At 65.0% G+C, this 25,863-nt stretch carries 24 protein-coding genes; 7 read left to right on the forward strand and 17 right to left on the reverse strand.

Translation table 11 applies throughout. The annotated features are described in order from the left end of the window. Positions 1-43 precede the first annotated feature (43 nt). The 7 genes from AC1L6K_RS01115 to ssd form a co-directional block, all read right to left on the reverse strand. A complete protein-coding gene (locus AC1L6K_RS01115) occupies positions 44-418 on the reverse strand; it encodes an Rv3654c family TadE-like protein (protein ID WP_480950912.1) in 375 nt (124 codons plus the stop codon). Next, positions 405-1,022: a TadE family type IV pilus minor pilin gene (locus AC1L6K_RS01120; RefSeq protein ID WP_480950913.1), complete on the reverse strand. Its 618-nt coding sequence runs from the start codon at positions 1,020-1,022 to the stop codon at positions 405-407. The genes AC1L6K_RS01115 and AC1L6K_RS01120 overlap by 14 nt, the downstream gene beginning before the upstream one ends. 28 nt (positions 1,023-1,050) lie before the next feature. After that, a complete protein-coding gene (locus AC1L6K_RS01125) occupies positions 1,051-1,371 on the reverse strand; it encodes a DUF4244 domain-containing protein (protein WP_480950914.1) in 321 nt (106 codons plus the stop codon). Positions 1,372-1,704: 333 nt separating this feature from the next. Further along, entirely contained in the window at positions 1,705-2,328 is a 624-nt protein-coding gene (locus AC1L6K_RS01130) for a type II secretion system F family protein (RefSeq protein ID WP_480950915.1), read from the reverse strand. Between the two features lie 2 nt (positions 2,329-2,330). Continuing rightward, entirely contained in the window at positions 2,331-3,221 is an 891-nt protein-coding gene (locus AC1L6K_RS01135) for a type II secretion system F family protein (RefSeq protein WP_480950916.1), read from the reverse strand. After that, positions 3,218-4,621 (reverse strand): TadA family conjugal transfer-associated ATPase, encoded by a 1,404-nt coding sequence (locus AC1L6K_RS01140; protein WP_480950917.1) that lies wholly within the window; start codon positions 4,619-4,621, stop codon positions 3,218-3,220. Before AC1L6K_RS01140 ends, AC1L6K_RS01135 begins: the two co-directional genes overlap by 4 nt. Continuing rightward, positions 4,618-5,844 carry a septum site-determining protein Ssd gene (gene ssd, locus AC1L6K_RS01145; RefSeq protein WP_480950918.1) on the reverse strand — a complete coding sequence of 409 codons (1,227 nt, stop codon included), beginning with the start codon at positions 5,842-5,844 and terminating at the stop codon, positions 4,618-4,620. The genes AC1L6K_RS01140 and ssd overlap by 4 nt, the downstream gene beginning before the upstream one ends. A 120-nt stretch (positions 5,845-5,964) precedes the next feature. Here ssd and AC1L6K_RS01150 point away from each other — a divergent pair, with 120 nt between their 5' ends. Continuing rightward, a complete protein-coding gene (locus tag AC1L6K_RS01150; RefSeq protein WP_480950919.1) occupies positions 5,965-7,695 on the forward strand; it encodes a bifunctional 3'-5' exonuclease/DNA polymerase in 1,731 nt (576 codons plus the stop codon). A gap of 77 nt (positions 7,696-7,772) precedes the next feature. Here the strand turns inward: AC1L6K_RS01150 and AC1L6K_RS01155 are convergent, their stop codons facing one another. Genes AC1L6K_RS01155 through AC1L6K_RS01165 form a run of 3 tightly spaced genes read right to left on the reverse strand, consistent with a single transcriptional unit; the run spans position 7,773 to position 10,824 of the window. After that, the gene (locus AC1L6K_RS01155) at positions 7,773-8,468 is read right to left on the reverse strand and encodes an NUDIX hydrolase (protein ID WP_480950920.1); all 696 of its coding nucleotides are present in this window, start codon (positions 8,466-8,468) and stop codon (positions 7,773-7,775) included. Then, the gene (gene nth, locus AC1L6K_RS01160) at positions 8,465-9,283 is read right to left on the reverse strand and encodes an endonuclease III (protein WP_480950921.1); all 819 of its coding nucleotides are present in this window, start codon (positions 9,281-9,283) and stop codon (positions 8,465-8,467) included. Before nth ends, AC1L6K_RS01155 begins: the two co-directional genes overlap by 4 nt. 11 nt (positions 9,284-9,294) lie before the next feature. Next, a complete protein-coding gene (locus AC1L6K_RS01165) occupies positions 9,295-10,824 on the reverse strand; it encodes a hypothetical protein (RefSeq protein WP_480950922.1) in 1,530 nt (509 codons plus the stop codon). A 345-nt stretch (positions 10,825-11,169) separates the two neighbouring features. Here AC1L6K_RS01165 and acs point away from each other — a divergent pair, with 345 nt between their 5' ends. Then, positions 11,170-13,146, forward strand: coding sequence for an acetate--CoA ligase (gene acs / locus AC1L6K_RS01170; protein WP_480950923.1), 1,977 nt, complete (start codon positions 11,170-11,172; stop codon positions 13,144-13,146). 127 nt (positions 13,147-13,273) lie between these two features. Here the strand turns inward: acs and AC1L6K_RS01175 are convergent, their stop codons facing one another. Genes AC1L6K_RS01175 through AC1L6K_RS01190 form a run of 4 tightly spaced genes read right to left on the reverse strand, consistent with a single transcriptional unit; the run spans position 13,274 to position 18,444 of the window. Continuing rightward, positions 13,274-14,668: a GntP family permease gene (locus tag AC1L6K_RS01175; RefSeq protein WP_480950924.1), complete on the reverse strand. Its 1,395-nt coding sequence runs from the start codon at positions 14,666-14,668 to the stop codon at positions 13,274-13,276. A gap of 24 nt (positions 14,669-14,692) precedes the next feature. Continuing rightward, a complete protein-coding gene (locus AC1L6K_RS01180; RefSeq protein WP_480950925.1) occupies positions 14,693-15,328 on the reverse strand; it encodes a bifunctional 4-hydroxy-2-oxoglutarate aldolase/2-dehydro-3-deoxy-phosphogluconate aldolase in 636 nt (211 codons plus the stop codon). Further along, positions 15,325-17,010, reverse strand: coding sequence for an N-acyl-D-amino-acid deacylase family protein (locus AC1L6K_RS01185; RefSeq protein WP_480950926.1), 1,686 nt, complete (start codon positions 17,008-17,010; stop codon positions 15,325-15,327). The genes AC1L6K_RS01180 and AC1L6K_RS01185 overlap by 4 nt, the downstream gene beginning before the upstream one ends. 3 nt (positions 17,011-17,013) lie before the next feature. After that, on the reverse strand, positions 17,014-18,444 hold the full coding sequence (locus AC1L6K_RS01190; protein WP_480950927.1) for a type III PLP-dependent enzyme domain-containing protein: 1,431 nt from the start codon (positions 18,442-18,444) through the stop codon (positions 17,014-17,016). A 217-nt stretch (positions 18,445-18,661) separates the two neighbouring features. Here AC1L6K_RS01190 and AC1L6K_RS01195 point away from each other — a divergent pair, with 217 nt between their 5' ends. Genes AC1L6K_RS01195 through AC1L6K_RS01205 form a run of 3 tightly spaced genes read left to right on the forward strand, consistent with a single transcriptional unit; the run spans position 18,662 to position 20,858 of the window. After that, positions 18,662-19,699 carry a sugar kinase gene (locus AC1L6K_RS01195; RefSeq protein ID WP_480950928.1) on the forward strand — a complete coding sequence of 346 codons (1,038 nt, stop codon included), beginning with the start codon at positions 18,662-18,664 and terminating at the stop codon, positions 19,697-19,699. Further along, positions 19,696-20,457, forward strand: a complete 762-nt coding sequence (locus tag AC1L6K_RS01200; RefSeq protein WP_480950929.1) for an IclR family transcriptional regulator — start codon at positions 19,696-19,698, stop codon at positions 20,455-20,457. Before AC1L6K_RS01195 ends, AC1L6K_RS01200 begins: the two co-directional genes overlap by 4 nt. Next, positions 20,454-20,858 carry a RidA family protein gene (locus AC1L6K_RS01205; protein WP_480950930.1) on the forward strand — a complete coding sequence of 135 codons (405 nt, stop codon included), beginning with the start codon at positions 20,454-20,456 and terminating at the stop codon, positions 20,856-20,858. The genes AC1L6K_RS01200 and AC1L6K_RS01205 overlap by 4 nt, the downstream gene beginning before the upstream one ends. 142 nt (positions 20,859-21,000) lie before the next feature. Here AC1L6K_RS01205 and AC1L6K_RS01210 read toward each other — a convergent pair whose 3' ends face one another. The 3 genes from AC1L6K_RS01210 to AC1L6K_RS01220 form a co-directional block, all read right to left on the reverse strand. Beyond that, on the reverse strand, positions 21,001-21,399 hold the full coding sequence (locus AC1L6K_RS01210) for a rhodanese-like domain-containing protein (RefSeq protein ID WP_480950931.1): 399 nt from the start codon (positions 21,397-21,399) through the stop codon (positions 21,001-21,003). A 62-nt stretch (positions 21,400-21,461) separates the two neighbouring features. Then, positions 21,462-22,481, reverse strand: coding sequence for a LacI family DNA-binding transcriptional regulator (locus AC1L6K_RS01215; RefSeq protein ID WP_480950932.1), 1,020 nt, complete (start codon positions 22,479-22,481; stop codon positions 21,462-21,464). 14 nt (positions 22,482-22,495) lie between these two features. Next, a complete protein-coding gene (locus AC1L6K_RS01220) occupies positions 22,496-23,698 on the reverse strand; it encodes a Gfo/Idh/MocA family protein (protein ID WP_480950933.1) in 1,203 nt (400 codons plus the stop codon). A gap of 192 nt (positions 23,699-23,890) precedes the next feature. On the opposite strand from AC1L6K_RS01220, the gene AC1L6K_RS01225 reads away from it, so the two are divergent. Both AC1L6K_RS01225 and AC1L6K_RS01230 read left to right on the forward strand, forming a co-directional pair. Further along, positions 23,891-24,826, forward strand: a complete 936-nt coding sequence (locus tag AC1L6K_RS01225; protein WP_480950934.1) for a carbohydrate ABC transporter permease — start codon at positions 23,891-23,893, stop codon at positions 24,824-24,826. A gap of 11 nt (positions 24,827-24,837) precedes the next feature. Next, entirely contained in the window at positions 24,838-25,806 is a 969-nt protein-coding gene (locus tag AC1L6K_RS01230) for a carbohydrate ABC transporter permease (RefSeq protein ID WP_480950935.1), read from the forward strand. Positions 25,807-25,863: the final 57 nt, after the last annotated feature.

A 25,863-nucleotide genomic window follows, 5' to 3' on the forward strand; every position in this document is an offset into this window, starting at 1 on the left:
CCGGCATTGGAACGGCCCGTGATGAATGGCAGGTGGCATGCCGTCAGGATGGTGGGCCGGGACCGACGGAGTCCGGTGGCGGGCCCGCCCTTGCCTTGCCTGATGCCGGCCACGGCACCATGACACCGGCCGCGCCCTGCACCTGAACCTGCACTGACAGGTCGCCTGCCAACGTGCACGCGAGCAGTACTGCCCCGTGTCGCGCTGCCACGTCGGCGGCAATCCCGCAGGGTTCCCCAGGCACAAGCCCCCTGTAGGCATCCGCCGCCGCAAGCGCCGCCAGATCCGCGGCGGTGGCCGCCTTGGCTGCTGCGACTGCCGCTTGGCCAAGTCCGAGCACCAGTGCCAAGAGCAACAGCATGGCAAGTGCAAGCCCAGCGGCCAAAACCGTTCCGGAGCCTTCCTCATCCCCGGCCATCAAGGGTCCTGTTCTGGGCGGCGGTGTTTGCGCACAAACCAGTGCCCAGCTGGCAGCCCGGATCAGCCACCCACCGCCACAGTGCCGGCTTGTGGACTGCTTTGCCTTGGTTCAAGGGCAGAATTTCCGGCTCCCGCTGGACTACTCCCGCGTGGTTCCGTGCTTCAACTTTGGCGCTGGCGTGTGCAGTCTGCGTCCAGGGAACCAGGCCCGACAGAACCCCGCCGACCCTGCCCTCGACGGTGACAGTGGCATAGCCTCCGGCATTTCCCACTGCAGCAACCGCCTGCACGCCCGACACCCGGGCAACAATCTCTTGGACCTGCGCTGTCGAGTCGCCACGGGCCAGGGCGCGTGCTCCGGCCCTGGCGCCTTCTTCCAAGCGCAGCTGGAGGAGACCGGCGGAGGCACTGAGCAGGAGAATGGCCAGCAGCACGGTAATCGCTGGGAGAACCACAGCCAATTCGGCGGTCACCGACCCCCGCGGGGCTGTTGCGCCGCACCGTCCGGCGGCCCCGCCCCGTCGGCGGGCATGGGCCGGGGACGGTGTTTGGCCCGGGAGAGGGATTCGAGCCGTGGCCCGGTCCTGGCTTTCCAATTGCATGCCGGCCCCTTCTTTGTTGCCTGTGCGGCTAGAAACTCAGTGCCGTGCGAATGATGTTCAGGAGGAATCCCCGCACTTCATCGCTCTTGAGGATCACGACAAGAAGCCCGGCAAACCCCACGGCGGCCAGCGTTGCGATGGCGTATTCCGCAGTCGCCATCCCCGCATCCAAGCCTGACTTTGCCCACCGTGTCCCCTGCCCCGGAGCCCCCGCCGGGCGTGGGCCGGCTGAGCGGTTCACCACGGGCGTGTTCGTGCTTGCCCCAGGAAAGATCTCCCGGATGTTTTCGGCGCCAAGAGCGCCTTCCGTCCCGGGAACGAGCCCTCTGACGACGTCGTTGCTGTCCATTTCCACTCCTCATATCAAGTGCTGATTCTCGGTTTCAGGCCATGCGTCTTGCCGAAGCGACTGGTCAAAAAGCTGTTTGACGTCCGCTGGCACCGGCGCTGCCCCAGTTCGAATTCCGGGGCCGGTTCCTGCTGTGAGAACTGCCCGGTTCAAGCTGTTGCTGCAACTCTTCTCCCCGGAACGATCCCGCGAAAGGCCACTTTGGCGATTGGTGGACTGCCCGGGGGCCAGCAGTGCCTGTGGATGAATGAACGTGCCTGCGACGTCCCCCACAGCTGTCCACACGTTGACAGGCGTGGCATATGTCCCCCGCCCACAGAAGACCCAGCCACCTCAGAAAGCGGGGATCATGGCCATCACCACGGGCACGACTCCCAAAGCTATGAAGGCCGGCAGCGAGCATAGCCCGAGCGGGAGGACAAGCTTCACGCCCAGTGCTGCTGCGCGCTTCTCCGCAGTGCGGGCGGCACACGTGCGGCATTGTTTCGCCTCGGCGTAAAGCAAGGGGGCCGCGGACGCACCGGTCAGGGCACCAAAGCTCAGGGCGTCATGGATTTGGGTGAGCTCGCCGCGGGCCAGATTCCCCTCCCACGAGTTGTGCCATGATGCCCCGATCTCCAGGCCCGCGACCACCCGCAGCAGGCTCCCGCGCAGGCCCGGCTCCGACACCTCAGCCACCACCCGCAATGCGTTTTGGACCGTCAGCCCGGAGTCCAGCGCACTGCCCAGCAATTCCAGCAGGAGCGGCACCGAAGCCACTCCTCCGGGCACCACGGGCGCTGCGCTGCCGCGACCGACCGCGAGGCCGTGCATTCCCGGGCCATCGTCAATGCCGGCATTTTTGGAATTCTGATTCATGGCTCGGAAGGGCATCCCCCGGCCCGTGCCGCCAGGGGACGCACCCCACAGGCACAGGACTGCCAGTGCGGCCAGCACCAGGACCACGGCTGCACCCACGGCTAACGCCTCCGTCCGGGCAGGGCTTGCACGGGACGTGCGGCGGCGGAGATCATTTTTGCCGACCAAGTCCTGCCCGCGACAGCAAACCCCACACCAGCAGCCAGGACTGTCCACCCCACCGGGCTGCCAAACAACGCCGCCAACGGGTCCACACCCATCAGCATGCCCAGCCCCAGCCCGACGAAAGGCAGCCAGCTCAACAGCCGCACGGTGGCCCGAGGTCCTGCGAGCGCAGTTGTCCGCAAGGCGGCAGCGTCATAATCGGCCTCGAGTGCGGCGGCCAATCGGTCCAGGACGGCAGCGACGGGAGCCCCGCTGGCCTCGCACACCTCAAAACATGCAGCCACCTCCAGCCACGTCCTGTGCTGCTGACCTGTCAGGGTTCCGCTGCCCGGGCGGCGCCAGCCACCGTGGCCGGCGGATTCGCGGCAGGCACTGCGTATTGCAGCCGCGGTTGGCAGCCCCATGGCACTGGCTCGTTGGACCTCCAGCACCAGCAAAAGTGTGGCATCCGGCTCCGGAGCTGATTGCCCGGCCTGTCCCGTGCCCGCCAACTGTTGCCGCGGGGCGCCTGCTGCCCGGGCCGAATTTCCGGCTCCGAATCCGGATCGGCCCCTGGCTCCGGCCGCGCCTTGGGCACGGAGTTGTTCCGCGGCCAGCACCTGCGCCATGGCGCCCCAAAGAATTGCTCCGGTGCGTCCTGCCGCCAGCAGGGATGCCAGTTGGCGGACAAGCCGCGGAAGCGACTCTTGCGGCGGGTGGCGATTTCGGGCAAAGGCGCCGCGGTCGTTTCTTGCGGGCCCCCGTGGAGGTGTCCGCCATGGCAATCTGCGGCCGGCGAAGAGCAAGCACGCTGTGCTTGACAGGACCAGCACCAAAAGGGCGTTCATGGCTGTTTGACTGTCGTGGGGACAGCGTTGTCACGACACGGCGGATCGTCCAGAAGTTCCTCCAGACCCAGCCTCGCCGCGAGCGGCGGCCAGCCTGGACCTTGGACCAGTCCGGCCATCAGTCCGGCAGGCCGGTTGGCGGGCTTCCCGGCGGACTTGCCGGCACCCGGGCCGGCAACTGGGCCGGAGTGCCTTCCCCCACGGTCGGCGGCGTCCCGCCGTCGGCCTTCCCGTGCGCCGGTCTCCTGCCCAGCACCATCCACACAGGCCGCCAGCGACAGGGCAGGGACAACCTCCAGCCTGCCGTTGCGCAATTCCACCACGGCAATCTCGGCCACCATGCGGCGTCCCTTGGCCCTGGTCAAATGAATGACGACGTCAAGGGCGCTGGCCCCTTGCAGGAACACCGCTTCAGGTGTCATCGCGGCGAGGGCTCCCAGGGCGGCAAGCCGGGCGGGCACATCACGGGCGCTGTTGGCGTGGATGGTCCCGCCTCCCCCGCTGTGCCCGGTGTTCATCGCCATCAACAGTTCGCGGACCTCCCTGCCGCGGCACTCGCCCACAATGAGCCGGCCGGGATTCATGCGCAGGGCCTGGCGCACCAGTTCCGCCAAGTCCACGGCCCCAGCGCCTTCAGCGTTTTCGTGACGGGCCTCCAGCGTCACCACGTGGGGGTGTTCCGGCTCCAATTCGGCAGCATCCTCGATGAGGACCAGCCTGTCCCGCGCAGGGCAAAGCCCCAGGAGCGTCGACAACAGGGTGGTCTTTCCGGCACCCGTTGCCCCGCTGATGAGAAAGTTCAGCCGGTGCCCAACCACGGCAACCAGCACCTTTGCGAACAGGGGCTCGATGCTTCCCGCGGCAACCATTTGGGCCAGGGTCAGCACTGTGCGGCGTTTGATGCGGATGGACAGGAGGGTTCCTGCGGCGGAGATGGGCGGCAGGACCGCGTGAATGCGGTATCCGGAGGCAATCTTCACATCAACGCACGGGCTGCCTTCATCGAGCCTGCGCCCACCGCTGGCAACGAGCCGCACGGCGAGCGCACGCAGCTCGCCCTCGCCGGAAAACCCCACCGACACCCGTTCCGGCCCGGCCCCGCGGTCCTGCCATACCGAGTCCGGGGCGTTGACAAAGATGTCAGTCACGTCGGGATCCTTCACCAATCCCTGCAGCGGGCCCAGCCCGTTGAGTTCGGCTGCAATCCGTTCCATGGCCACCAGGGATCCGGCCGCACCGAGCAGCCTGCCGCTTTCCCTGACGGCTGCAGCCACTTGAAGGTCCGTCACCGGACCTGACTGGGCCAGGACGCTGCGTCTGACAACGTCCAACAGTTGCGCGTCCACGGCGCCGTCCCACGGCCCCCGGGCTCGGTCCTCCGACGGCTTCTGCGCAGTCACTGTTTGGTCATCCCCGGAGTCCGGGCCCTGCTTGGCGTGTCCCCTGCCATCCAGACCAGGACGTTGGCAACAAGGGTCCGCACCGGCCGACGCCGCAACAGTTCCGGCAGTCGTTGGGATTCCAGCGCCTCCGCCACTCCGCGCAGCCTGGGCAGCCGGCCAACCAGTGGCAGCCCCACCGCGGCAGCCACCATCGTGGCATCGAGCCCCTCCCCGAGTGGTCCGCGCACGACTGCCGCCACTGGCATGGGCGGCAGCACATCCAGCATTTGCAGGGCTGCGGCGGCAGCCCTGGCCCGTGCCGGAACGACCACCACCAAGCCGTTGCACTGCCGGGCCAGCGAATTGAAGGCATCGGGAGTCCTGCCCAAATCAACCACAACCAGCCCATAGGCTCCCCGGGCGGCACGCATGACCTCCCCCTCGGCGGTTTGGACCCCGCCCGGGGCCGCAACGGGGCCACTCCCAACAGGCATCGCACCGAGGGAAGAGTCCGCGACAGCACTGCCCGCCGCCTGGACTCGAGCTGGTCTTTGGACGCTGTCCCACGACAGCAGCGTCAACCCGGCAAGCTGCGGAAGCGAGGCGGCCAAGTGCTCTGGGTTGATGGCCCCGGAAGCCCGCAGGAGCTCCGGCCAACGCAAGCCCGGGGTGTCTTCCGCCGACAACGCAGCGCACAGGCCGCCACCCCAGGGGTCCCCGTCAACCAGCAACGTCCGGGTGCCCCGCCGCGCAGCCTCGGCTGCCACCAGCACCGCAAGCGTCGAGGCACCAGCCCCGCCGCAGCCGCCCACAATGCCGACCACCCCGGCCCCCGAGGCAGGATTCCGCAGGCAACTCAAATAATTCGCCAGCCAGGGCGCGGAATCCGGCAGGATGGCGACCCGGTCGGCACCCATCAGCTCCGCCTGCTGCCACATCTGCGCCGAATCCCGGACAAATCCAACAACCGCCGTGGGGCCGCGCCAACCCGCAAGTCCCGCCGCCACCCCCGCGTCGGCCAAGAGCGCGGAATCAACCAACACCGCTGCCACATCGTCCCACCGGCCGGCAACGTTCTCGAAGCCTTCCCCGACGATCAGCTCGACGGCGGCGGCAGCACTGACCCGCCCCACAGCGCCTTGCAGTTCAACGGAAGCGGACAACAGCAAAACTGTGGTGTCCCGGCGGGGAAGCCAAGCCTCCGGCTCCGGGCCCCGGGGCAGGTCATTGCGGCGTCTCATGATGCAACTGTGCGCTCCTGCCCTACCGGATTGCATGCGCCCGGGCCAATAAGTGGAGAAGCTGGCGGGCAGGGGCGGCTGTGGAGGAATTAATCCCACCACCAGTGGAGAATGGAAGCCATGTACGCATTGCTGGCCATGAGTCCCGAAGCTTCCACCGCCGTGGTCCAGCTCAGGCACGACGACGGCACCCCCGCCGCTGCTGTCCAGACGGTGCCGCTCGCCGGGCTGGGTTCAGCAGTGCGCGCCCTGGATGAGGCGCACCACCCCCGCTGGGTGTGGGACCGGGCGGCGAATTGGTACCCGCAACTGCTCGCGGCAGACGTGCGGGTTGAACGGTGCCACGACCTGGCCCTGTGCCAAAACATTTTGCTGCTATCGGAATTTGCCGCCGGCACCGGGTACCACCAGCAATTCACCCCGCTGCCACCGGAAATCGATGCGCTCCGGCAAGGCTCGTCGGCCACAGGGACGCACTCGGGCCAGGACAGCCTGTTCGACGCCCCTGCAGCAAACACAGGCGCCCCCGTATGGGATCTCGCTTCCGTGGCAAGGGAACTGGGCGCCCAAAAAACAGCTGTTAATTCCTCCACACACCCACACCGGCTCACGCTTTTGCTCAGTGCAGAATCTGCCGGCGCCTTGGTCGCCGCAGAGATGCAGCATGAAGGCATCCCCTGGCGGGAGGACCTGCACAGGAGGCTGCTCAATGACTTGCTGGGTCCCGAACCAACCAACCACACCCGCCCGGAAAAATTGGAGGCCCTGGCCGCGCAGCTGCGCACCGCCCTCTCCGCTCCCGCACTCAATCCAGACTCCCCCCAGGACTTGATCCGGGCCCTGCACCGGGCGGGGATCGATGTGAAATCCACGCGAAGCTGGGAGCTGATGGAGTTCACGGACCCCGCCATTGAGCCCCTGCTCGCCTATCGGAAGCTCAGCCGGCTTTACACCACCAACGGCTGGAACTGGCTCCAACAGTGGGTCCGTGACGGCCGTTTTCATTCCGAGTATGTTGTTGGGGGCGTCGTGTCAGGCCGGTGGGCCTCGCGCGGAGGCGGGGCCATGCAGATCCCGGCACAAATTCGGGGCGCCGCCGTTGCCGACCCCGGATACACATTCGTCGTCGCCGACGCGGCGCAATTGGAACCGCGGGTACTGGCCGCACTGGCACAGGACACCGCCATGGCCGCCGCCGGCCAAGACTCCGCCGGCCAAAACAAGGACCTCTACGCCGGCATCGCAGCCCAAGGCTTTGGTGGCGACCGCAGCATGGCCAAGGTTGCCCTGCTCGGCGCCATCTACGGTGCCACCACGGGAGAGTCGGGCCGGCTTGTCCCACAGCTGGCCCGCATGTACCCCCGCGCACTGGACTTCGTGGAACAAGCAGCCCGCGCGGGTGAACGCGGCGAAAGGGTCAGCACGTATTTGGGCCGCAGCACCCCGCCCACCACACAGGAATGGTACGACGGGCAACGCAGTTCCACGGCCCAGGAGCAGCGCAGGGCCGAGTCGGCTGCCCGCTCACGCGGCCGGTTCACCCGCAACTTTGTGGTGCAGGGAACGGCTGCCGAATGGGCCTGCTGCTGGATGGCTGACTTGCGACGGCGGCTGCGGGCCCTGCCTGCCGCGTCGCCTGGCGTCGGGGGAACCCCCGCGCAGCGAACACCGCAATTGGTGGCTTTCCTGCACGACGAGGTGGTGGTGCATTGCCCGCTCGGGCTGGTCGAGGAGGTCACCCAAATTCTCCACGAATCGTCCCAGGCCGCGACCGAGCTGATCTTTGGAAAGATTCCGCTGGAATTTCCGGTCAATGTGGTTGTTGAGCAGTGCTATGCGGACGCTAAATAAGGCGCAGAAGTAAGGCGCAGCGGCCAGCCTTTATTCAGTCCGCGGGCTGCTGCGGCCATTCGCTGCAGGGGCGGCGGCTAGATCGGGGCCGGGATTTCCCGTTGTTCATCCCAGGGCACGGCCCAGCCGAGTTCCTGAAAAACATGGTTCAGGATGTCGGCCGTGAATCCCCACACCACGACCTCGTTGACAACGAACGCCGGTCCGCGATAGGTGTACCCGTCACGGGCCAGGACGGCCGTGTAGCGGTTGTCCGGGTCGAGCAGGTCCCGCACAGGAACCCTGAACACCTGGGCGGATTCGCCATAGTCGACGACGTCGACGGGCGTTTGCCGGGCCCACCAGCCAACCACGGGAGTGACCATGAAATTGCTGACCGTCAGGGGCACCTCAGGCAGCATCCCCAGGACTTCAACGCCCAGGGGGTCCAGCCCGGTTTCTTCCTCGGCCTCGCGCAAGGCGGCGGCCGTCACGGAAGCGTCGCCGGGGTCCACGCCCCCGCCGGGGAAGGCAACCTGTCCCGGGTGGTTGTTCAAGGTCGCGGCGCGTTCGATCAGCAACACGTCCAAGTCTGCGGAGGCCAGCGGTTTTGCTGACGCCGCGGGGATGCTGTCCAGGGCGCCAAAGAGCATCAGCACCGCAGCCTTGCGGAACGTCGCGGCGTCCTTGGGCGCCTGCCTCAGCGCCGGCCGGCCCAATCCCGCAGTGTCGGGACCCGCCGTCGTCCCTGCCGTCTTCCCGGCCAGCACCGCCAAATCCGAATAAGCACTCACCGGAGCGCTTCCGCGGGTGGGGATCCAGTGGTGCGCGCGGCGAGCTGGGATTCCTGCCGGTACTGCGCGGCGTTGTCCACATCGGCCAGCATGCGCGCCAACAGCTCTTCCTGCCCGGGTGCCAACTCGTACTTGAGCAGCTTCGCGGCCTTCACGGGATCCACCTCGCCATCCCCGTAGGCCGGGCACAGGTGGGCGATGGGGCAGGCCCCGCACGCCGGTTTCCGTGCGTGGCAGATGCGCCGCCCGTGGAACACGACCCGGTGCGAGACCATGGTCCAGTCCTTGGCTTCAAACAAGGCAGCCACGTCGGCCTCTATCCGGACCGGGTCAGTGGACTCGGTCCAGCCGAAACGGCGGGCAAGCCTGATGAAATGCGTGTCCACGGTGATGCCCGGCACCCCAAAAGCGTTGCCCAGCACCACGTTCGCGGTCTTGCGCCCGACTCCCGGGAGCGTGACGAGATCGGCAAGGGCACCCGGCACGACGCCGTCGTACTCGTCAACCAGCCTGGTGGCCAGGGCGAGCAGGTTCGCGGCCTTGGCCCGGAAAAAACCCGTTGACTTGATCAATTCTTCCAGTTCGACGCTCGCCGCCTGGGCCATTGCCAGCGGGGTTGGGAAGCGGGCAAAGAGCGCTGGGGTCACCGCATTGACACGGATGTCGGTGGTCTGCGCCGAGAGCACCGTGGCCACCAGCAGCTCGAATGGGTTCCGAAAATCCAGCTCCGCATGCGCATACGGGTACAGCTGCGCCAACTCGCGGTTGATCTTCCGGGCCCGGCGCTTGAGCCCCAGCGCCGATTCCGGTGCCACAGCGGCCGTCGTTACTGGCTGTCCGAGGCGCGCTCGATCCCCACCAGGTCGAGCAGCACACCCGTCTTGCCGTGGCTGTCTTGGACGAGGAAGCTGTTTCCGCGGTCTTCCAGGGCCAAAATCCACGCGCCCGGTGTCAGCTTGAAAATGAATTGGCGGGTCTTTTCGTCAATCACGTTCTGCGGACGGTCGACGGCGAACCAGAACGGTTCGGCAATGACGCGGACGGCACCGGCCTTCGGGTTCACCGTGGCGGCAATGCTTTCCTTGGCCGGGCTCGCTGCAGTGTCGCGTGCAGCCTCGTCCTTCGCTGCACTGTTCGTTGCGGCACGGTTCGTTGCTGCGGCAGCCGTGGCGGCACTGTCGCCTGCAGGCTGGGCCACCTGCGGGTTCAGCGTGGTTGCGGCGGCATCATCGGACGATCCGGATACGCTATGGTCCCTCGAGGCCGGAGTGGCCGAGGCGGCAAGCGATGAAGCTGCTGCGTCCGTTCCCGTCGGCTTTGATTCCTCAGCCTGCGCGGCGGACTGGGCGGCTGCCGGTGCTGCGCGACGTGAGGTCCCGGCTTCGGTGGGTGCATCCGCGGCGGCTGCGGACCGGCTTGAAGCGGACTGGCCTGAGGCGGACTGGGTGGCGGCTGCCCTCGTGGCGGTACCGCCGGTAGCCGCAGCGGCACCGGAATCTGCTCCGGAAACACCACTTGCGGCGGCCTGCGCTGGGGGGGCCTGGCTTGTTCGAGCCTGAACCGAACCAGCCTGTCCCGAACCAGCATGTCCCGAACCAGCATGGGCGGCGGGGTTGGCGCTGTTGGCCGGCGTGAAAATCTGGCCGGCGGAGGTGTGCCCGGCTGGAGTCTGTCCAGCGGAGCGGGCGCCTGCCTGGGCGTCGGCGCCAGCCTTCACAGGAACGTCCTGTCCCAGGGAGCCCTGCCCGGCCTGCGCGGCACCGGCCTGCGCAGCGTTGACCGGTGCAGCGCCAGTGTGCACGGTGCCAGCGGGTTTGGGTGCGGCGGGCCGCTTGGCTGCGGGTGCGGCGTCGCGTGCTGCCACATGGGCAGGCACTTCAGCCCTGCCGGCAAAGTCGGACGCCAGGAAGGGCACCCACGGGGCGCAGACGGTGGCAACGAGCAACAACAGCGACCCGATCAAGCCCACCAGGAAGGCGATCCGGAAGTTGGTGACGGTGCTGGTGAAAAAGAAGAACGCGGCGAAAGCAGCCACGACGGAGGCAAACTGGTCAATCGAGAGCGATCCGATGCGAACCTTGGACGCGGGGTTCAGCCGGCGGGCAAGAAACAACCCGCCAACAACCAGCGGCAGGACAACGCCAACGCCAATGTAGAACAGTCCGCTGGTATTCCATAGGTTGACGCTGCCGGCAAGTGTCACAATGATCGGAATCACCGAGGCGATGAAAATAATCGCAACCGATCCCAGGACAACCAGGTCCCGAATGGTCAGCGGTCCAACTGCGGCATTGCTGACAGTTGGACCCTCAGGGCTTGCGGCTGCCTGTGTAGAAGGCATGTTTTGCTCTGTCATGGTCTTACTCCTCAACGTGACGATTGCTTCCCACACTAGTTACCGCAGCGTGGCAACACTAGCGAGCCACAGCTTAATAGGGCCAAAAATACCGCGATGGGGAGAACTGCCCATCGGTCCCGCGGCGGCTGCCGTGCACTTGGGCGCAGATATGACCCCGCTGATCCCACAGGCCTGTGACGGCAGACACGTTTACCTGTGGGAAGCGCTACAGTTAAAGCTGGACCAAAACGTTGCCCTCAGCTACCATTCCGCGCCCCGCCGCCCTTCCGCATTGTGAAGCGCCGGCACCGTCCGGTTGGGATTCCGCGGGGCAGCAGCAACGAAGGAACGAAGGGATTTTAGATGTCTGAGGTTACAACCGCAGCAGCAGGCCAGTCCGGAGACGCGCTGGAGAACCTGCTCACGGAAAACCGCCAGTTCGAGCCAAGCGTGGAATTTGCCACCAATGCGGTCATCCATGGCGACGAATACGCAAAAGCCAACGCCGACCGCCCCGCGTTCTGGGGCGAAAAGGCCCGCGAACTCCTGACCTGGTCCAAGCCCTTCACGAAAACCCTGGACTGGACCAACCCGCCGTTCGCCACCTGGTTTGAGGACGGCGAAATCAACGCCGCGTACAACGCCCTTGACCGCCATGTGGAGGCCGGCAACGGCGACCGCGTCGCCATCTTCTTTGAGGGAGAGCCCGGGGACACCCGCACCTACACCTACGCGCAGCTCACCGAAGAGGTCAAGAAGGCCGCGAACGCCTTCGAAACCCTGGGCCTGGTCAAGGGCGACCGCGTGGCCGTGTACCTGCCCATGATTCCCGAAGCCGTCATCACCCTGCTCGCCTGCGCCCGCATTGGCGCCATCCATTCCGTCGTCTTCGGCGGCTTCTCCGCGGACGCCCTGCGCAGCCGTGTCGACGACGCCGAGGCCAAGCTCGTCATCACCGCAGACGGCACCTTCCGCCGCGGCAAGCCCAGCGCCCTGAAGCCGGCCGTTGACGAAGCGCTCACGGCGCCGGGGCACTCGGTCCAGCACGTCGTCGTCGTCAAGCGCAACGGCCAGGACGTCGACTGGGTTGAGGGCCGGGATGTCTGGTGGGATGACACCGTTGGCACCGCCTCCACCGAGCACACCGCCGTCGGGCATGCCGCCGAGCACCCGCTGTTCATCCTCTACACCTCGGGCACCACGGGCAAGCCCAAGGGCATCCTGCACACCACCGGCGGCTACCTGACCCAGACCGCCTACACGCACCGCGCCGTGTTTGACCTGCACCCGGAGACAGACGTTTTCTGGTGCACGGCCGACGTCGGATGGGTCACCGGCCACTCCTACGTCACCTACGCCCCGCTCGTCAATGGCGCCACCCAGGTCATGTACGAGGGCACCCCCGACTCCCCGCACCAGGGCCGCTTCTGGGAAATCGTGGAAAAGTACAAGGTCTCGATCCTGTACACGGCACCCACGGCCATCCGCACGTTCATGAAGTGGGGCGAGGACATCCCCGCCAAGTACGATCTCTCCTCCATCCGCCTGCTCGGTTCGGTGGGCGAACCCATCAACCCCGAGGCGTGGATGTGGTACCGCCGCGTCATTGGCGGAAACAACGCCCCAATCGTCGACACCTGGTGGCAGACGGAAACCGGCGCCATCATGATTGCCCCGCTGCCCGGCGTGACAGCGGCCAAGCCCGGCTCCGCCCAGGTCCCCATGCCCGGCATCGCCGTTGATGTGGTCGACGAACTCGGCAAATCGGTGCCGCACGGACACGGCGGCTACCTTGTCATCCGCGAGCCGTGGCCCGCCATGCTGCGCGGCATCTGGGGCGACAACGAACGCTACAAGGACACGTACTGGGCGCGCTTCGACGACATGTACTTTGCCGGCGACGGCGCCAAGTGGGACGAGGACGGCGACGTCTGGCTCCTGGGCCGCGTCGATGACGTCATGAACGTTTCGGGCCACCGCCTCTCCACGACGGAGATTGAGTCCGCGCTTGTCAGCCACCCCTCGGTTGCCGAGGCCGCCGTGGTCGGTGCCGCCGACGACACCACGGGCCAGGCAGTGGTGGCGTTTGTGATCCTGCGCGGTTCCGCCGTGGAGGATGCCGACATTGTCACCACGCTGCGCAACCACGTGGGCAAGGAGATCGGCCCGATCGCCAAGCCCAAGACCATCCTGGTGGTTCCGGAACTGCCCAAGACCCGCTCCGGGAAGATCATGCGCCGCCTGCTCAAGGACGTGGCCGAGGGCCGCACAGTGGGCGACTCCTCAACGCTGGCCGACAACACCGTCATGAACCAGATCGCGGAGTCCCTCCGCGGCTAGCACCCCTCCCTTCCCATCCAACTACCCCGCAGATGTGGTTGCTGAATCAATCGTTTTCAATTGATTTCACAACCACTTCTGCGGGGTAGTTGCTTAAAGTCCGACGGCGGGCCGGGGTACAGGCTGGTTAGACGAACTGCCAGATGAGCGCGGCCATGCCGAAGCCGACCACTGACAGTACGGTTTCCAGGACTGTCCAGGTCTTCAGGGTGTCCTTGACGGACATGTTGAAGTACTTGGAGATGATCCAGAAGCCGCCGTCGTTGACGTGGCTGGCGATGACGGAACCGGAGGCGATGGCCATGACGATCAGTGCCAACTGCGGCTGCGAGTAGTCCAGGGCAAGAACGGTCGGCGCCAAGATTCCACCCGTGGTCACAATGGCCACAGTGGCCGAGCCCTGGGCAATGCGCATGCCGGCCGAGATGACGAAGGCCGAGAGCAGCAGTGGCAGGCCGGCCGTGGAGAGTGAATCAGCCACGGCCTGGCCAACACCGGTTGCACCGAGAACGGCGCCAAAGAACGCGCCGGCACCTACCACCAGAAGGATCATGCCAACCGGCCGCAGCGACGCGGAGGTTAGATCGGCCAATTCGTCCCGGCTCATGCCGCGGCGGGTACCCAGAAGCCACATGGCCAGCAGCACAGCCACTGTCAGGGCAATGGCCGGGTTGCCGAAGAACTGCAAGGTGGTGCGCAGTCCGCCGTCGGGCAACGCAATGTTTCCGAAGGTGCCACCCAGAATCAAGATCATCGGCGCACCGATGGCCAGCAACACCGTGCCCAGGGCGGGATCGCCGAGCGACTTGGCCTTATCTGATTCCTCGACGATGCTGTCCTCGGGAACGTTCACCATCACGCGCTTGCCGATCCAGGTGCCCCAGAGAATGCCGGAGGCGAACCATGCCGGGATGCCGCAGGCCAGGCCCATGATGATGATCCATCCCAATTCCACGTGGAACAGCCCGGCGGCGGCCACGGGGCCGGGGTGCGGGGGCAGGAAGGCGTGCGTCACGGAGAGGCCGGCCAGCAGCGGCAGGGCATACAGTACGAGCGACTTCCCGCCCTTGATTGCGGCCACGTACACCAGCGGTGCCAACACGAAGATGCCGATGTCGAAGAATACCGGGATACCCAGCACGAAGCCGGTGACGCCCATGGCCAGGGGCGTGCCCTTTTCGCCAAAGATCTTCACCAGGCGGCTCATGAGCACCTCGGCGCCGCCTGAACGTTCCAGGATGGCACCGAGGACGGTTCCGAGGCCGATGATGACCGTAATGTGGCCAAGGATGCCGGCGAAGCCCTTTTCGATGATGGCGTCGCTGCTCTTGGTGGCCGAGCCAACCAGTTCGGGCACCGACACTCCACCGGCCAGTGCCACGAGGACACCGACGACCAACAGGGCAATAAAGGGTTCCAGCTTGACCTTGATAATCAAGACCAGCAGGACGGCGATGCCCACGCCGGCCAGGAGCAAAAGCCCGGCCGTGTCGTGATGGAGCCAGTTAATGATATCTGTCATAAGGGGACTTTCGAGAGAAGAGAATTAGCGAAGAATGCTGGTAAATGCTGCGGCGCGTGCGGTGATGTCGGCCCATGTACCTGCGGCCACAACTGCCGGCGGCACCACAGCGGTGCCGCAAGCCACGGCGATCGCACCGGCGGCCAGGTAGTCATTGGCATTGCTCGCGTCAATGCCGCCGGAGGGGAGCAGCTTCACTCCCGGGTAGGGGCCCTGCAGGTCCTTGAGGTAACCCGGGCCCAGTGCACGGGCCGGGAAAATCTTGACGACGGCGGAGCCCAGGTCCAGGGCCACGGCCACCTCGCTGGGGGTCAGCGCGCCCAAGGAGAAGGGAATGCCGGCGTCGGCGGCCACCTTGGCAACGTCCGGGCGGATGCCCGGGGTGACCAGGAACTGCGCGCCGGAGTCGATGGCCGCCCTGGCCTGCTCTGCGGTGAGGACGGTCCCCACACCGATGATGGCACCGTGCTCGGCTGCCGTTTCGGCGGCCCGGGCAACGTGCTTGAGCAGGTTCGGGGTGGTGTACGTCAATTCCACACCGGTGATGCCCCCGGCAACGAGGGCGCGGCAGAGCTCGGCGGCGTCCGCAATCTCGGGGGCGCGGACAACCGCGATGGTGCGGTCCGTTTCGAGCCTGGCAATGAATTCGGTGTTGTTCATGGGGTGGGTCGGGTTCCTTCCGGTGTGCGGCGCAGCGCCCGTCCGGCAAGGGCGCCCGTGGGCGCCCCGGCAGAGATGGCGGCGGTGCCGTTGACAAAAACATGGTGGATGCCTGAGGCGGCCTGCCGGGGATTTTGAAAAGTGGCGGTGGCAGCAACAGTGACCGGGTCAAAAACTACCAGATCGGCGGCGTAGCCGGCACGGACCAGCCCCCGCTCGTGCAGTTTCAGCCGGGCGGCCGGGCGGCCTGTCAGGTGGTGGATGGTTTCCTCCAGGGTGAGCAGCCCAAGTTCGCGGCTGTAGTGGCCCAGGAAGCGCGGGAATGTCCCCCATGCGCGGGGGTGCGGCTTGGCGCCGACAAGGATGCCGTCGCTTCCACCACAGTGCGTGCGGTGGACCATGATCGCCTGGACGTTTTCCTCATGGCCCACGTGCTGGAGGATGCCGGTGCCCATTTTGTCGCGCAGCAGGATGTCCACAAACGTGTCGAACGGGTCTGCGCCGGAGGATTCGGCAATCTGCGCCACTGTCCTCCCCACATAGCTGTCGAGTTCCGGGTTTTGAACGCCGGAAATTTCCAGCGTCTCCCATTCGGCAACCACGCCGTGACAGCCGTCGGAGCCGTAGATCTCCACGTTTTCGCGGATCTGGGCCAGGGTGTGGGGGTCGCGCAGCCGGGCCATGGCGTCGGCGCTGCCTCCAGCCGAAGCCCAGCTGGGCAGGATGGCGGACAGTGTGGTGGCCCCGGGGAGGTACGGGTACGTGTCAAGGGTGATGTCAACGCCGTCGTCCAGGGCCCTGTCAATGAGCCCCAGCAGCTCCGGCGCCCTGCCCTTGTTGGGTGCGAAATTCATGGTGGCGTGCGAGAGGTGCAGCGCGCATCCGGTCTTGCGGCTCAGCTCGATCATCTCGTCGTAGGCTTCCAGCGCACCCTTCCCGTAGGAGCGGTGGTGCGGGGCGTAGAAGCCGCCGTATTCGGCGACGGTGGCGCACAGCTGCGCCAATTCCTCCGTGCTGGCGTACATGCCGGGCGTATAGGTCAGGCCGGAGGACATGCCCACAGCACCTTCCGCCATGGCCTGGCGGATCTCGGCCTGCTGCGCGGCAATGTCGGCGGCGTCGGCCTCGCCTTCGCCAAAGCCCATGACCATGGCCCGGACGGTCCCCTGCGGCACCAGGTAGGCGGCGTTCGTGGCGATTCCCGCATCGAGGCGGTCGAGGTACTGCCCCACAGTGCGCCAGTTGAAGTCAAAGTCGGCCGGGTTGTCATTCCAGCCGGCAATTTTTTGTCGCACCCCGGCCAGTGTCACATCGTCAATCGGCGCGTAGGAGAGCCCGTCCTGGCCCAACAGCTCCGTGGTGACGCCTTGGCTGAGCTTGGCGTAGTGGTCCGGGCGCACAAAAAGCTGCAGGTCCGAATGCGCATGCATGTCAATGAACCCGGGGCTGAGCACCAGCCCGGTCGCGTCGATGAACGTGGCTCCCGGACGGGGTGCGAGCGTCCCTGCCGGGACCATGCGCTCAATCTTTCCGTTTCCAAGGACGACGTCGGCCGCGAACCCGGGTGCCCCGGTCCCGTCCACAACGGTTGCGTTGGAGATGATGGTTGCGGGGGCAGTGCCGGTGTGATCCTGCAAGGCTGCGCCCTCTTCCGGCAGGGCTGCGTGTTGTCCCTCGGCCATGGGCTAGAAGAACGTGTGGATGAGATCCACGACGCGGTTGTCGGACTGGGTGTCAGCCAGCACGGGAATCAGCGTCCACTTGTCGAAGGCCGTGCAGGGGTGGGACAGGCCCAGCCGCACGACGTCACCGATGTTGGCTGTCGTGGTGTCCGGGTTGAAGCGCAGGAAGCTGTGCTGGTCATTGACGGCGGTGATGGTTGCACCGGCCAACTCCGCCATGGGACCTCCCAGGGCCGGGCCGATCAGCTGTGGTTCCGGCAGGCCCTCGTCGACAGGGACGTCGCGCTTTCCAGCATCAAGGATGGCCAGCCCGGGTTCGGGTTGGGACACCACACGGGCCCACGCGTGCATGGCCGAGGTGAAAGGCTGCGTGCCTGAGCGTGAGAACGGGGAGATTCCGCGGTAGAAGCCGTCGTCATGGACCAGGTAGGCGCCGCTGCGAATGACAACATCCACGCGCCGGCCACCGGTGTCGGGGGCGTCCGGGCTGGCAATGCATTCGGCGAGCACGTCAACGACGTCATCAAAATAGGCGCTGCCGCCGGCGGTGACAATGATGTCGGCATCCGGGGCGTAAAGATCCTCCGCGAGCAATTGCCGGTGGGTGTCGCGCACGGTTTCAAGATAGCCGCGGACGGCGGCAATGCCGTCGGGATCGGCTGTGTGTGCCAGGGCTCCCTCGTAGCCGCCCACGCCGACAAGCCGCAGTGCAGGGGATGCCGCGACGGCGCGGGCCACTTCCATGGCCCCGGCCGTGCTGCGGGCTCCCGTGCGGCCGCCTGTGCCGCCCAGCTCCACGATGACATTCAACACCGGCGTTTCCGAAGCCGTCCCGGCGGGCGTGGACAACGTTTTGCTGAGCAGCTCCACGGTCTGGACGGAATCAACCCAACTGGCAACCTGGAAGTCCGGTCCCTGCACGGAGGCCAGCCACTGGATGGCCTGCGGGTCGCTGAGGGTGTTGGCCACCATGACCCTGCGGACTCCGAACGCATGGGCCACGCGCAGCTGCGAGGCGTTGGCAAGTGTGATGCCCCAGGCGCCGCGGTCCAGTTGTTCGCGCCACAGCTGCGGGGCCATGGTTGTCTTGCCGTGCGGGGCAATCAGCACGCGCTTGTCGGCGCACCACTGTGTCATTCGGCCAAGGTTGCCGCGCATGGCCGCCGCGTCAAGGGTCAGCAGGGGCGTTTGGAAGTCGGCGAGCGTGGCACCGCCGCGGACGAAATCCGCGGCGCTCCGGCCGTGGGCCGCCGCCGGGATGGCCTTGTGCCGCCATCCCAGTTCAACGCCTGCCAGTGCATCGACGCGGCCGGCGTCCATGCCGGCCTTCGCAGGGAGGCCGGCTGCATTCGAGTCGGCATGGCCGGCATTTCCTCCGCCGCCTTTGTTGCCGCGCTGTTGTTCCGCGCCACTCTGTGCTGCCAAGCCCGCCATACTTTTCTCCTTATTTGGATCAACCGTCCGACCCGTTGCGCATATTGCAACGCCAGTTGCAAACTCACCAGAGTCATGTCTAACATGGTCAGGATTAGTCAGTCAAGACGGAAATGCGATCCCCGCCACGTCACCATGGGGCACACCCCACAGTGAGGCACCAACTCTAAAGCGGGCGCCAAGCAGCGAGAAATGAGAGAGGAAGGCCTGGGGCTACATGCTTTCAGTTGTATGCATCGGGGAGACGATGGCCATGCTGACGCCAACGCGCAACGTGGCCTTGTCCGAGGCCACGGAGCTCTTCTATGGCGTCGGGGGCGCCGAATCCAACGTCGCCATGGGCATGGCCGCCATGGGCGTTGAAGCGCACTGGGTTGGCAGGGTGGGCCACGACGGCTTCGGCCGACGCATCCTCAATGACCTTGCCTCGCATGCCGTCGGCACCACCGGTGTTGAGGTGGACCCCGCACGGCCCACCGGCCTGTACGTGAAGGTCCCCGCCACACTGAACAGCGGAACCGATGAAAGCTCCGTGCTGTACTACCGCCAGGGGTCCGCGGCATCGGCCATGTCCCCCGCCCTTTTGGCGAACCCCGACGTAGACAGCCTGCTCGACAACGCGGCGCTCATCCACCTCAGCGGCATCACCGCTGCCCTGTCGGACGACTGCCGGGACATGCTTCGGGCAGTACTTTCGGCACCGCGCGGAAACCACACCATTTCCTTTGACGTCAACTGGCGCGAGGCGCTGTGGACTGGCCAGGACAGGGCCGTGCTGGCGCACCTGGCCAACCAGGCCGACGTCGTTCTTGTTGGCGCCGATGAGGCGGAATTGGCCTTTGGCACCTCGAGCGAGGCGGAACTGCGGGCGCTCCTGCCGGACCCGGCCGTGCTGGTCATCAAAAAAGCCGACACGTCGGCCATTGCGCTGGAACGCGACGGTTCCAGGGTCGAGGTCCCGGCACTGGCTGTCGATGTCCTCGAGCCGGTGGGTGCGGGGGACGCCTTTGCCGCCGGCTACCTCAGCGGGCGGCTGTTTGGCCTGGACCAGCGGTCCTCACTGCGCCGCGGGCACCTCAGTGCTGCGTGCACATTGACGGTGCCAGGGGACCGCGGCCCCCTGCCGGCGCCTGAGGTGCTGGACGCGATTTTGGCCTGCACCTCAGCAGAGTGGGCTTCAACCAGGGTCTCCCCCAGCCGCATCGAGTCCCCCGCCATTGACGGCGGCGTGCAACTTACGGAAAGTGCGCCATGAGCCAGAGTTTGGTTCGTGCGCTGCGGCTGCTTGGCGAACTGGCCGCCCAACCGGCCACGCTGGACGAGCTGGCCGCGACCCAGGACGTGCACAAGACCACCGTCATGCGGCTGCTGCACTCCATGGAGGCAGAGCATTTTTTGGTCCGCAACAACGCAGGACAGTTCATGTTGGGCCGCAAGTTGTTTGAGCTCTCCTCGAGGGCACTGGAACAGCGCGACATTCGGCAGGTGGCACGGCCGCACCTGGCCAGGCTCAATGACGCCACGGGCCACACGGTCCATTTGGCTGAACTCGAGGGACCCGAAGTGGTGTACATCGACAAGTTCGAATCCCACCATCCGGTGCGCATGTATTCCCGGATCGGGCTGACGGCGGCGCTGCATTCGGCGGCCGTGGCGAAGGTAATCCTTGCCGACATGCCCAAGTCCCGGCAGCAGCAGATTGCAGCCGGCCTCGATTACGTGAAAATGACGGAGAACACCCTCACCTCACCCGAGGAGCTGCTGGCCGAACTGGCGGAGGTCAGCGAACAGGGCTGGGCGCACGACAAATCCGAGCACGAGTCATTTGTGCACTGCATTGCCGCACCCATCCGCGACGCCTCCGGGCACGTGGTGGCGGCGGCATCGTTCTCGGTGCCCGTCGTGCTGCTGAGCTATGAAGATTTATTGAAATTGTTGCCAGTACTAATAACCGGAACCCAGGCCATCTCGAAGGACTTGGGCTGGGTTCCCAATGAAAGGAACACTCAGTGAGTGAGAAAACAATCGTATTGACCGAAAATGCACCGGCTCCGGCCCATGTCTTCTCCCAGGGCGTCAAGAAGGGCGGCCTGTTCCAGGTCTCCGGCCAGGGCCCCATGGATCCCACAGCCAATGAGTACATCGGCGCCGGCGATGTCCGCGCCCAGACCCGCCGCACGCTCGAGAACGTCAAGGCCATCCTGGAAGCCGGCGGCTCCAGCGTTGAGGACGTCATCATGTTCCGCGTCTACCTGACCACCCGCGAGGACTTCCCCGCCATGAACGAGGTGTACGGCGACTTCATCAAGGAAAACGTCCCCAGCGGCGCCCTCCCCTCCCGCACCACGGTGTTCGTTGAGCTGCCGCACGAGGTCATGCTCGTGGAGATCGACGCCCTGGCCGTCACCGCATAAGCCCCACTCCTTCCAACTGACCCGCAGTAGTGGTCGAAAAAACGCGATTTCGCGGTGTTTTTCGACCACTACTGCGGGTCAGTTGGACTTTAAGGACGACGGCGGCGGGCGGCCTGCGCTTGACCCCTGGTCAGGCTGTCCCCTAGCCAGCCGTGACCAGCGGATCCGGGCCCGGGCGGGTGACGCCGTCGGAGGTTTCCACGGGGAGGCCGTTGCGGGCCCAGTACTCGATGCCGCCGATCATTTCCTTGACCGGGTAGCCCAGTTCCGCGAACGCCAGCGCCGCAAAAGTGCTGCCGTTGCAGCCCGGACCCCAGCAGTACACCACGACCGGGGTTCCTGCCGGAATCAGCACGTGCGCCTGGGCCGGAATTAGTGCGGTGGGCAGGTGCAGGGCGCCGGGCACGTGGCCATGTTCCCACGAGGCGTGCCGCCTGGTGTCAACGAGGACAAATGAACCGTCGGCCATCCCTGCGTGGACATCCATGACGTCGATCTCAAACTGCAGCTTGCTGCGAAAATAACCGGTGGCTGCGCTCATGATCCAAGTTTAGATTGCCAGTCGGCAAAAGCGTTCGCCCAGTACCTGCACCACGGATTCGTTCAGGGGCAGCCGCAGGAGCGCCGCAGAACCAGTTCCGAGGGAAATACCACATGCCGCGGCTCGGCCGTTTTAGCCTGGCCAACCAGCGCTTGCACGGCGGCCTGCGCCATGGCCCGCACCGGCTGTTGCATCGACGACAAGGGCGGCCAGCAATATTCGGCGTCCATCGAGCCGTCGAAGGACACCATCGCCATGCCATCGGGCACGGACACTCCGGCTTCATTGAGCGCACGCAGAATGCCTATGGCCTGCATGTCGGAACTGGCAAAAACGGCCGTTGGGCGAGCTGCGGAAGCCAGCAGCCGCTTCCCCGCCGCGTACCCACCCGGCCGGGTGAACGAGCTGCGGACGATGGGCCCTTCCTGAAGCCCGGCCCGCTCGAGCGCATCCAACCAGCCGCGCTCCCGGTCGTCCAGCTCCCCGGCCACATTGTCCCCCATCGCCAAGGCAATGCTTGTGTGGCCGTGGCCGATGAGATGCTCCACGGCAACCCTGGCCCCAAGCCGCAGGTCCGTGCCAACCGTAACGAAGGAAGCCGCCGCCCGGCTCGTGGCCAGGAGCACCGCGGGAATCCCTGCTTCTTGCAGGTCCTTCAGATCCGGTTCAAACATGTTGCTGGCCAAGATCACCCCGTCAGCCTGACGGGCCGCCAAATTGCGGATGTGGGTGCGTTCCTTGCCCATGTCCCCAGCTGAATTGGTCATCAACACCGCATAGCCCATCGCGCTGGCTTCTTCCTCCACCGCATGTGCCAACTCGGTGAAGAACGGGTTGTTGGTGTCCGGCACTATCAAGCCCAGCATGCTGCTCGAACCCAGTTTCAGGGCCCGGGCAGCAGCGTTGGGGCGATACCCAAGGATCATGATGGCCTCGCGCACCCGCTTCTCCGTGGTGGGCGATACGTTTTTTGGCCCGCCATTGACCACGTAACTGACGACGGCGGTGCTCACCCCGGCGTAACGGGCAACGTCCTTGCGGGTCACCGGAGTTCTCAGGATCTTCGCCGGGGCATCATTCATAGTGCCAATGCTAACTAGATTTGCGTTGGCGCATCGCCAAAGTCGGCAATGGGCAGCCGTTCCCCGCCGCGCAGGGCCGACTGGTGGGCAATGATTCCAGGGAGCGTGAAACGGGCCGCAACCCAGGCGTTGACAGGCGGCAGCGTCCCGGTGCTGGCGGCAGTCACGAAGTCATCCACAAGGAAGTGGTGGCTTCCCTCGTGCCCGTTCGGCGCCCCGGCGAATTCAGCCGGCAGCCTGGCCACGTCGTGGACGCTGGCATGGCCTGACATGAAGGCGGCGCGAAGTGCCGGTGCAACGTGCGCCAGCGAGGCGTCGTCGTCGTCCATGGTGGCGTGTGTGGCAAGTTCGCCGGAGATGTCCGTGACGGCCTCCTTGTCCTGCCAAACACTGACTTCCGCGAGCTGCTCCATGCTCGCGTCGGTGCCAAAATAGCGGAATCGGGATTCGCGGATGTGCGAGGGGTATCCGACGCGGCGCATCTCGTTGATCCGCATGGCCCCTCCATCGTTGAGTTCAAAGAGGGCTGTCGCATTGGAAAAATCGTTGTTGAATTGGCTAACGTCCTTGTCAAAGACGCCGTCCCCGCGCTGGTCCTTGACACCAATGCAGCTAACGCTCACGGCGTGCCCGTCGATAGCCCCCAGCACACCCCCCACGGAGTGCGTTGGATAAAGCATGGGCGGATAGCTGGCAGTGCTCTTCCACTGCTCCCCGCCGCTGTATTGGTACGCCTCATAGAAGCCCAGGTCCATGTCATGGACGTAGTCTCCCTCGGCGTAAAAAACGCGGCCAAACGCCCCTGCAGCCTGCCGGCCCCGCGCGTACACGGTGGCCGGATTGTAATAACTGGTCTCACCCATCATGTAGGTCAGTCCAGTGTCCCTGACAGCTTCAATGATTGCGGCAATTTCCTCTTCGGTGACGGCCATGGGCACGGCGGAGTACACGTGCTTTCCTGCCCTCAATGCCTTCAGGACCAGCGGTCCGTGCGTCCAGCGCTGGGTAAAAATGGCCACTGCATCCACGTCTGAAGCCAGCATGGCGTCAAAATCCGCCACCGTCCCGCCCAAGGACAAGCGCTCATTTAGTTCTGTTGCACGTTCGGGCAGAACGTCAGTGACGGTGATATTCGCAACGCCTGGGTGCAGGGAAAAAAGTTTGGCGAACTGGCCGGCAAACTGCCCGGCGCCGACGATGCCAAGGGTGATCGACATGAGCGACCTTTCGGATGGGTTGAGTTACATGCTCTGGCAGTCTTGCATTGAAATCTACTCGAGTCAACGATGAATATGTCGGTAAAAAATCATATTTCCAAATGGTTTGAAAATCTCTTGCAGGCCTCAATTTACTCGTGTAGATTCTCACCCAGACTGTTAGCTGCATCACAAACAGAAAGGGGGTCGCTGATGACCGCCACTAAAAATGTGGTCGGGATCCGCGCCACCAGTGCCGTCGCGCGAACACCCAAAAGAAGGAAACCGACCGATCTAAAAACCGCACTGATCTTCATTGCCCCGGCCTTGGTGGGCCTGATTGGGTTTTACCTGGTCCCCACGATTCGAGGCCTGTACCTGAGCTTCACCGAGTATGGGCTGTTCGGCGATCCGGTCTGGATTGGGCTGGCGAACTACACCAAACTTTTTCAGGACAAGTTGTTCTGGAATGCCATGGCGGTAACAGGAGAATACGTGGTGCTCAACATCGTGTTTCAAACTGTTATTGCCTTGGGGCTGGCGCTCCTGATGTACCACGTGGCGAAGTCAACCCTCGTTCGCGGGATCATCCTTCTCCCCTACCTGATCGCCAACGTCGTCGTCGCGCTGCTGTGGTTTTGGATGCTCGACTACCAGATCGGGATCGTCAATCAGGTTATCGAATGGATGGGGCTGCCACGGGTCGCCTTCTTTGGCAATGAAACCTGGGCCATTCCCACTATTGCTTTCGTCAATGTTTGGCGGCATATGGGATATACGGCGCTGCTGCTATTCGCAGGCCTGCAGGCAATCCCCCGCCATGTGTATGAGGTGGCGGCGTTGGATGGCGCAGGGCCCTGGAAGACGTTCTGGAAAATCACAATGCCCCTGCTTCGCCCGATCCTCGTCCTGGTCCTCGTCGTGACAGTTATTGGTTCATTCCAGATTTTCGACACTGTTGCCGTGACCACCGGCGGCGGGCCCGTCAATGCTTCACGGGTAATCCAGATGTACATCTTCGACAAGGCCTTCACGGAGCAGGACTTTGGCTACGCGTCCGCCCTCGCCACGGTGCTGTTCGTGGTCATCGGCATAGTGGCGTTCCTGCAGATGAAATTCCTGCGCGGCAATGAATCCGAGCTGGACTAGGGAGAACCCACATGACAACACAAAAAACCGCAGTCCAACCCACCCGCCGGCTCATACGGGACAGCCCGACACAGCGGTCGGAGCCAACCCGCCGGCGGCGGCAACGTCCCTTGAACTGGGGCAGAATCAGTGCCTGGGCGGTCTTGGCACTGGCCATCCTTGTCACCATCGTTCCCTTTTTGTGGATGATCCGCACGGCAGTCTCGAGCAACCATTCCTTGGCAGCCAATTCCGCCAGCTTCTTGCCGGCAGACTTTAGCTGGGGCGCGTTCAAGCGCGTTCTGGGCATGCAAAGTGCCGAGGAGGCGCTGGCTGAAGGCGGCTCCGGCGCCGCCATCAATTTCTGGCTCTATCTTCGCAACTCCTTCATCGTTTCGACCATGATCACCGTCTGCCAAGTGTTTTTCAGTGCCCTGGCTGCCTACGCCTTTGCCCGTTTGCAGTGGCCCGGCCGGAACAAGGTCTTCACCTTGTTTTTGGCCACACTGCTGGTGCCGCCGATCTTTACGGCCCTGCCCAACTTCCTGATGATCAAAAACATGGGGATGCTCAACACCTTCCTCGGCATCGCACTACCCACCATGCTGATGACGCCCTTTGCCATCTTCTTCCTGCGGCAATTCTTCATGGGAATGTCGAAGGAGATGGAAGAAGCAGCCAAGCTCGATGGCGCCAATCACGCCCGGATCTTCTTTCAAATCATCATGCCCAACGCCGTCGGCCCAATAGCCACCTTGTCGTTGCTGACCTTTATCGCCGCCTGGAACGACTACTTCTGGCCGCTTCTCGTCGCGCAGGAGGAAAACGTGCGGGTGCTGACGGTGGGACTGAGCGTCTTTAAGTCGCAGTCCCCACAGGGGGCACCGGACTGGAGCGGGCTGATGGCCGCCACCTTGATCGCGGCGCTGCCAATCCTCATTTTGTTCATTGCCTTCGGCAAGAAAGTCGTCAATTCCATCGGTTTCTCTGGGATCAAGTAAGTTCCCGGCCGTTGAGCCACACGTCAGCACTGCCCAATCCATGTATCCCGTTGAAAG

It is taken from the genome of Specibacter sp. BI4, from assembly GCF_056680095.1.

Coding starts and splice junctions, on each gene's coding strand:
- AC1L6K_RS01215 (WP_480950932.1), bottom strand. CDS start 22,481: ATGAATGATGCCCCGGCGAAGATCCTGAGAACTCCGGTGACCCGCAAG.
- acs (WP_480950923.1), top strand. CDS start 11,170: ATGTCTGAGGTTACAACCGCAGCAGCAGGCCAGTCCGGAGACGCGCTG.
- AC1L6K_RS01220 (WP_480950933.1), bottom strand. CDS start 23,698: ATGTCGATCACCCTTGGCATCGTCGGCGCCGGGCAGTTTGCCGGCCAG.
- AC1L6K_RS01150 (WP_480950919.1), top strand. CDS start 5,965: ATGTACGCATTGCTGGCCATGAGTCCCGAAGCTTCCACCGCCGTGGTC.
- AC1L6K_RS01225 (WP_480950934.1), top strand. CDS start 23,891: ATGACCGCCACTAAAAATGTGGTCGGGATCCGCGCCACCAGTGCCGTC.
- AC1L6K_RS01135 (WP_480950916.1), bottom strand. CDS start 3,221: ATGAACGCCCTTTTGGTGCTGGTCCTGTCAAGCACAGCGTGCTTGCTC.
- AC1L6K_RS01190 (WP_480950927.1), bottom strand. CDS start 18,444: ATGGCGGGCTTGGCAGCACAGAGTGGCGCGGAACAACAGCGCGGCAAC.
- AC1L6K_RS01185 (WP_480950926.1), bottom strand. CDS start 17,010: ATGGCCGAGGGACAACACGCAGCCCTGCCGGAAGAGGGCGCAGCCTTG.
- AC1L6K_RS01200 (WP_480950929.1), top strand. CDS start 19,696: ATGAGCCAGAGTTTGGTTCGTGCGCTGCGGCTGCTTGGCGAACTGGCC.
- AC1L6K_RS01175 (WP_480950924.1), bottom strand. CDS start 14,668: ATGACAGATATCATTAACTGGCTCCATCACGACACGGCCGGGCTTTTG.
- AC1L6K_RS01165 (WP_480950922.1), bottom strand. CDS start 10,824: ATGACAGAGCAAAACATGCCTTCTACACAGGCAGCCGCAAGCCCTGAG.
- AC1L6K_RS01115 (WP_480950912.1), bottom strand. CDS start 418: ATGGCCGGGGATGAGGAAGGCTCCGGAACGGTTTTGGCCGCTGGGCTT.
- AC1L6K_RS01210 (WP_480950931.1), bottom strand. CDS start 21,399: ATGAGCGCAGCCACCGGTTATTTTCGCAGCAAGCTGCAGTTTGAGATC.
- AC1L6K_RS01120 (WP_480950913.1), bottom strand. CDS start 1,022: ATGCAATTGGAAAGCCAGGACCGGGCCACGGCTCGAATCCCTCTCCCG.
- ssd (WP_480950918.1), bottom strand. CDS start 5,844: ATGAGACGCCGCAATGACCTGCCCCGGGGCCCGGAGCCGGAGGCTTGG.
- AC1L6K_RS01230 (WP_480950935.1), top strand. CDS start 24,838: ATGACAACACAAAAAACCGCAGTCCAACCCACCCGCCGGCTCATACGG.
- AC1L6K_RS01195 (WP_480950928.1), top strand. CDS start 18,662: ATGCTTTCAGTTGTATGCATCGGGGAGACGATGGCCATGCTGACGCCA.
- AC1L6K_RS01180 (WP_480950925.1), bottom strand. CDS start 15,328: ATGAACAACACCGAATTCATTGCCAGGCTCGAAACGGACCGCACCATC.
- AC1L6K_RS01125 (WP_480950914.1), bottom strand. CDS start 1,371: ATGGACAGCAACGACGTCGTCAGAGGGCTCGTTCCCGGGACGGAAGGC.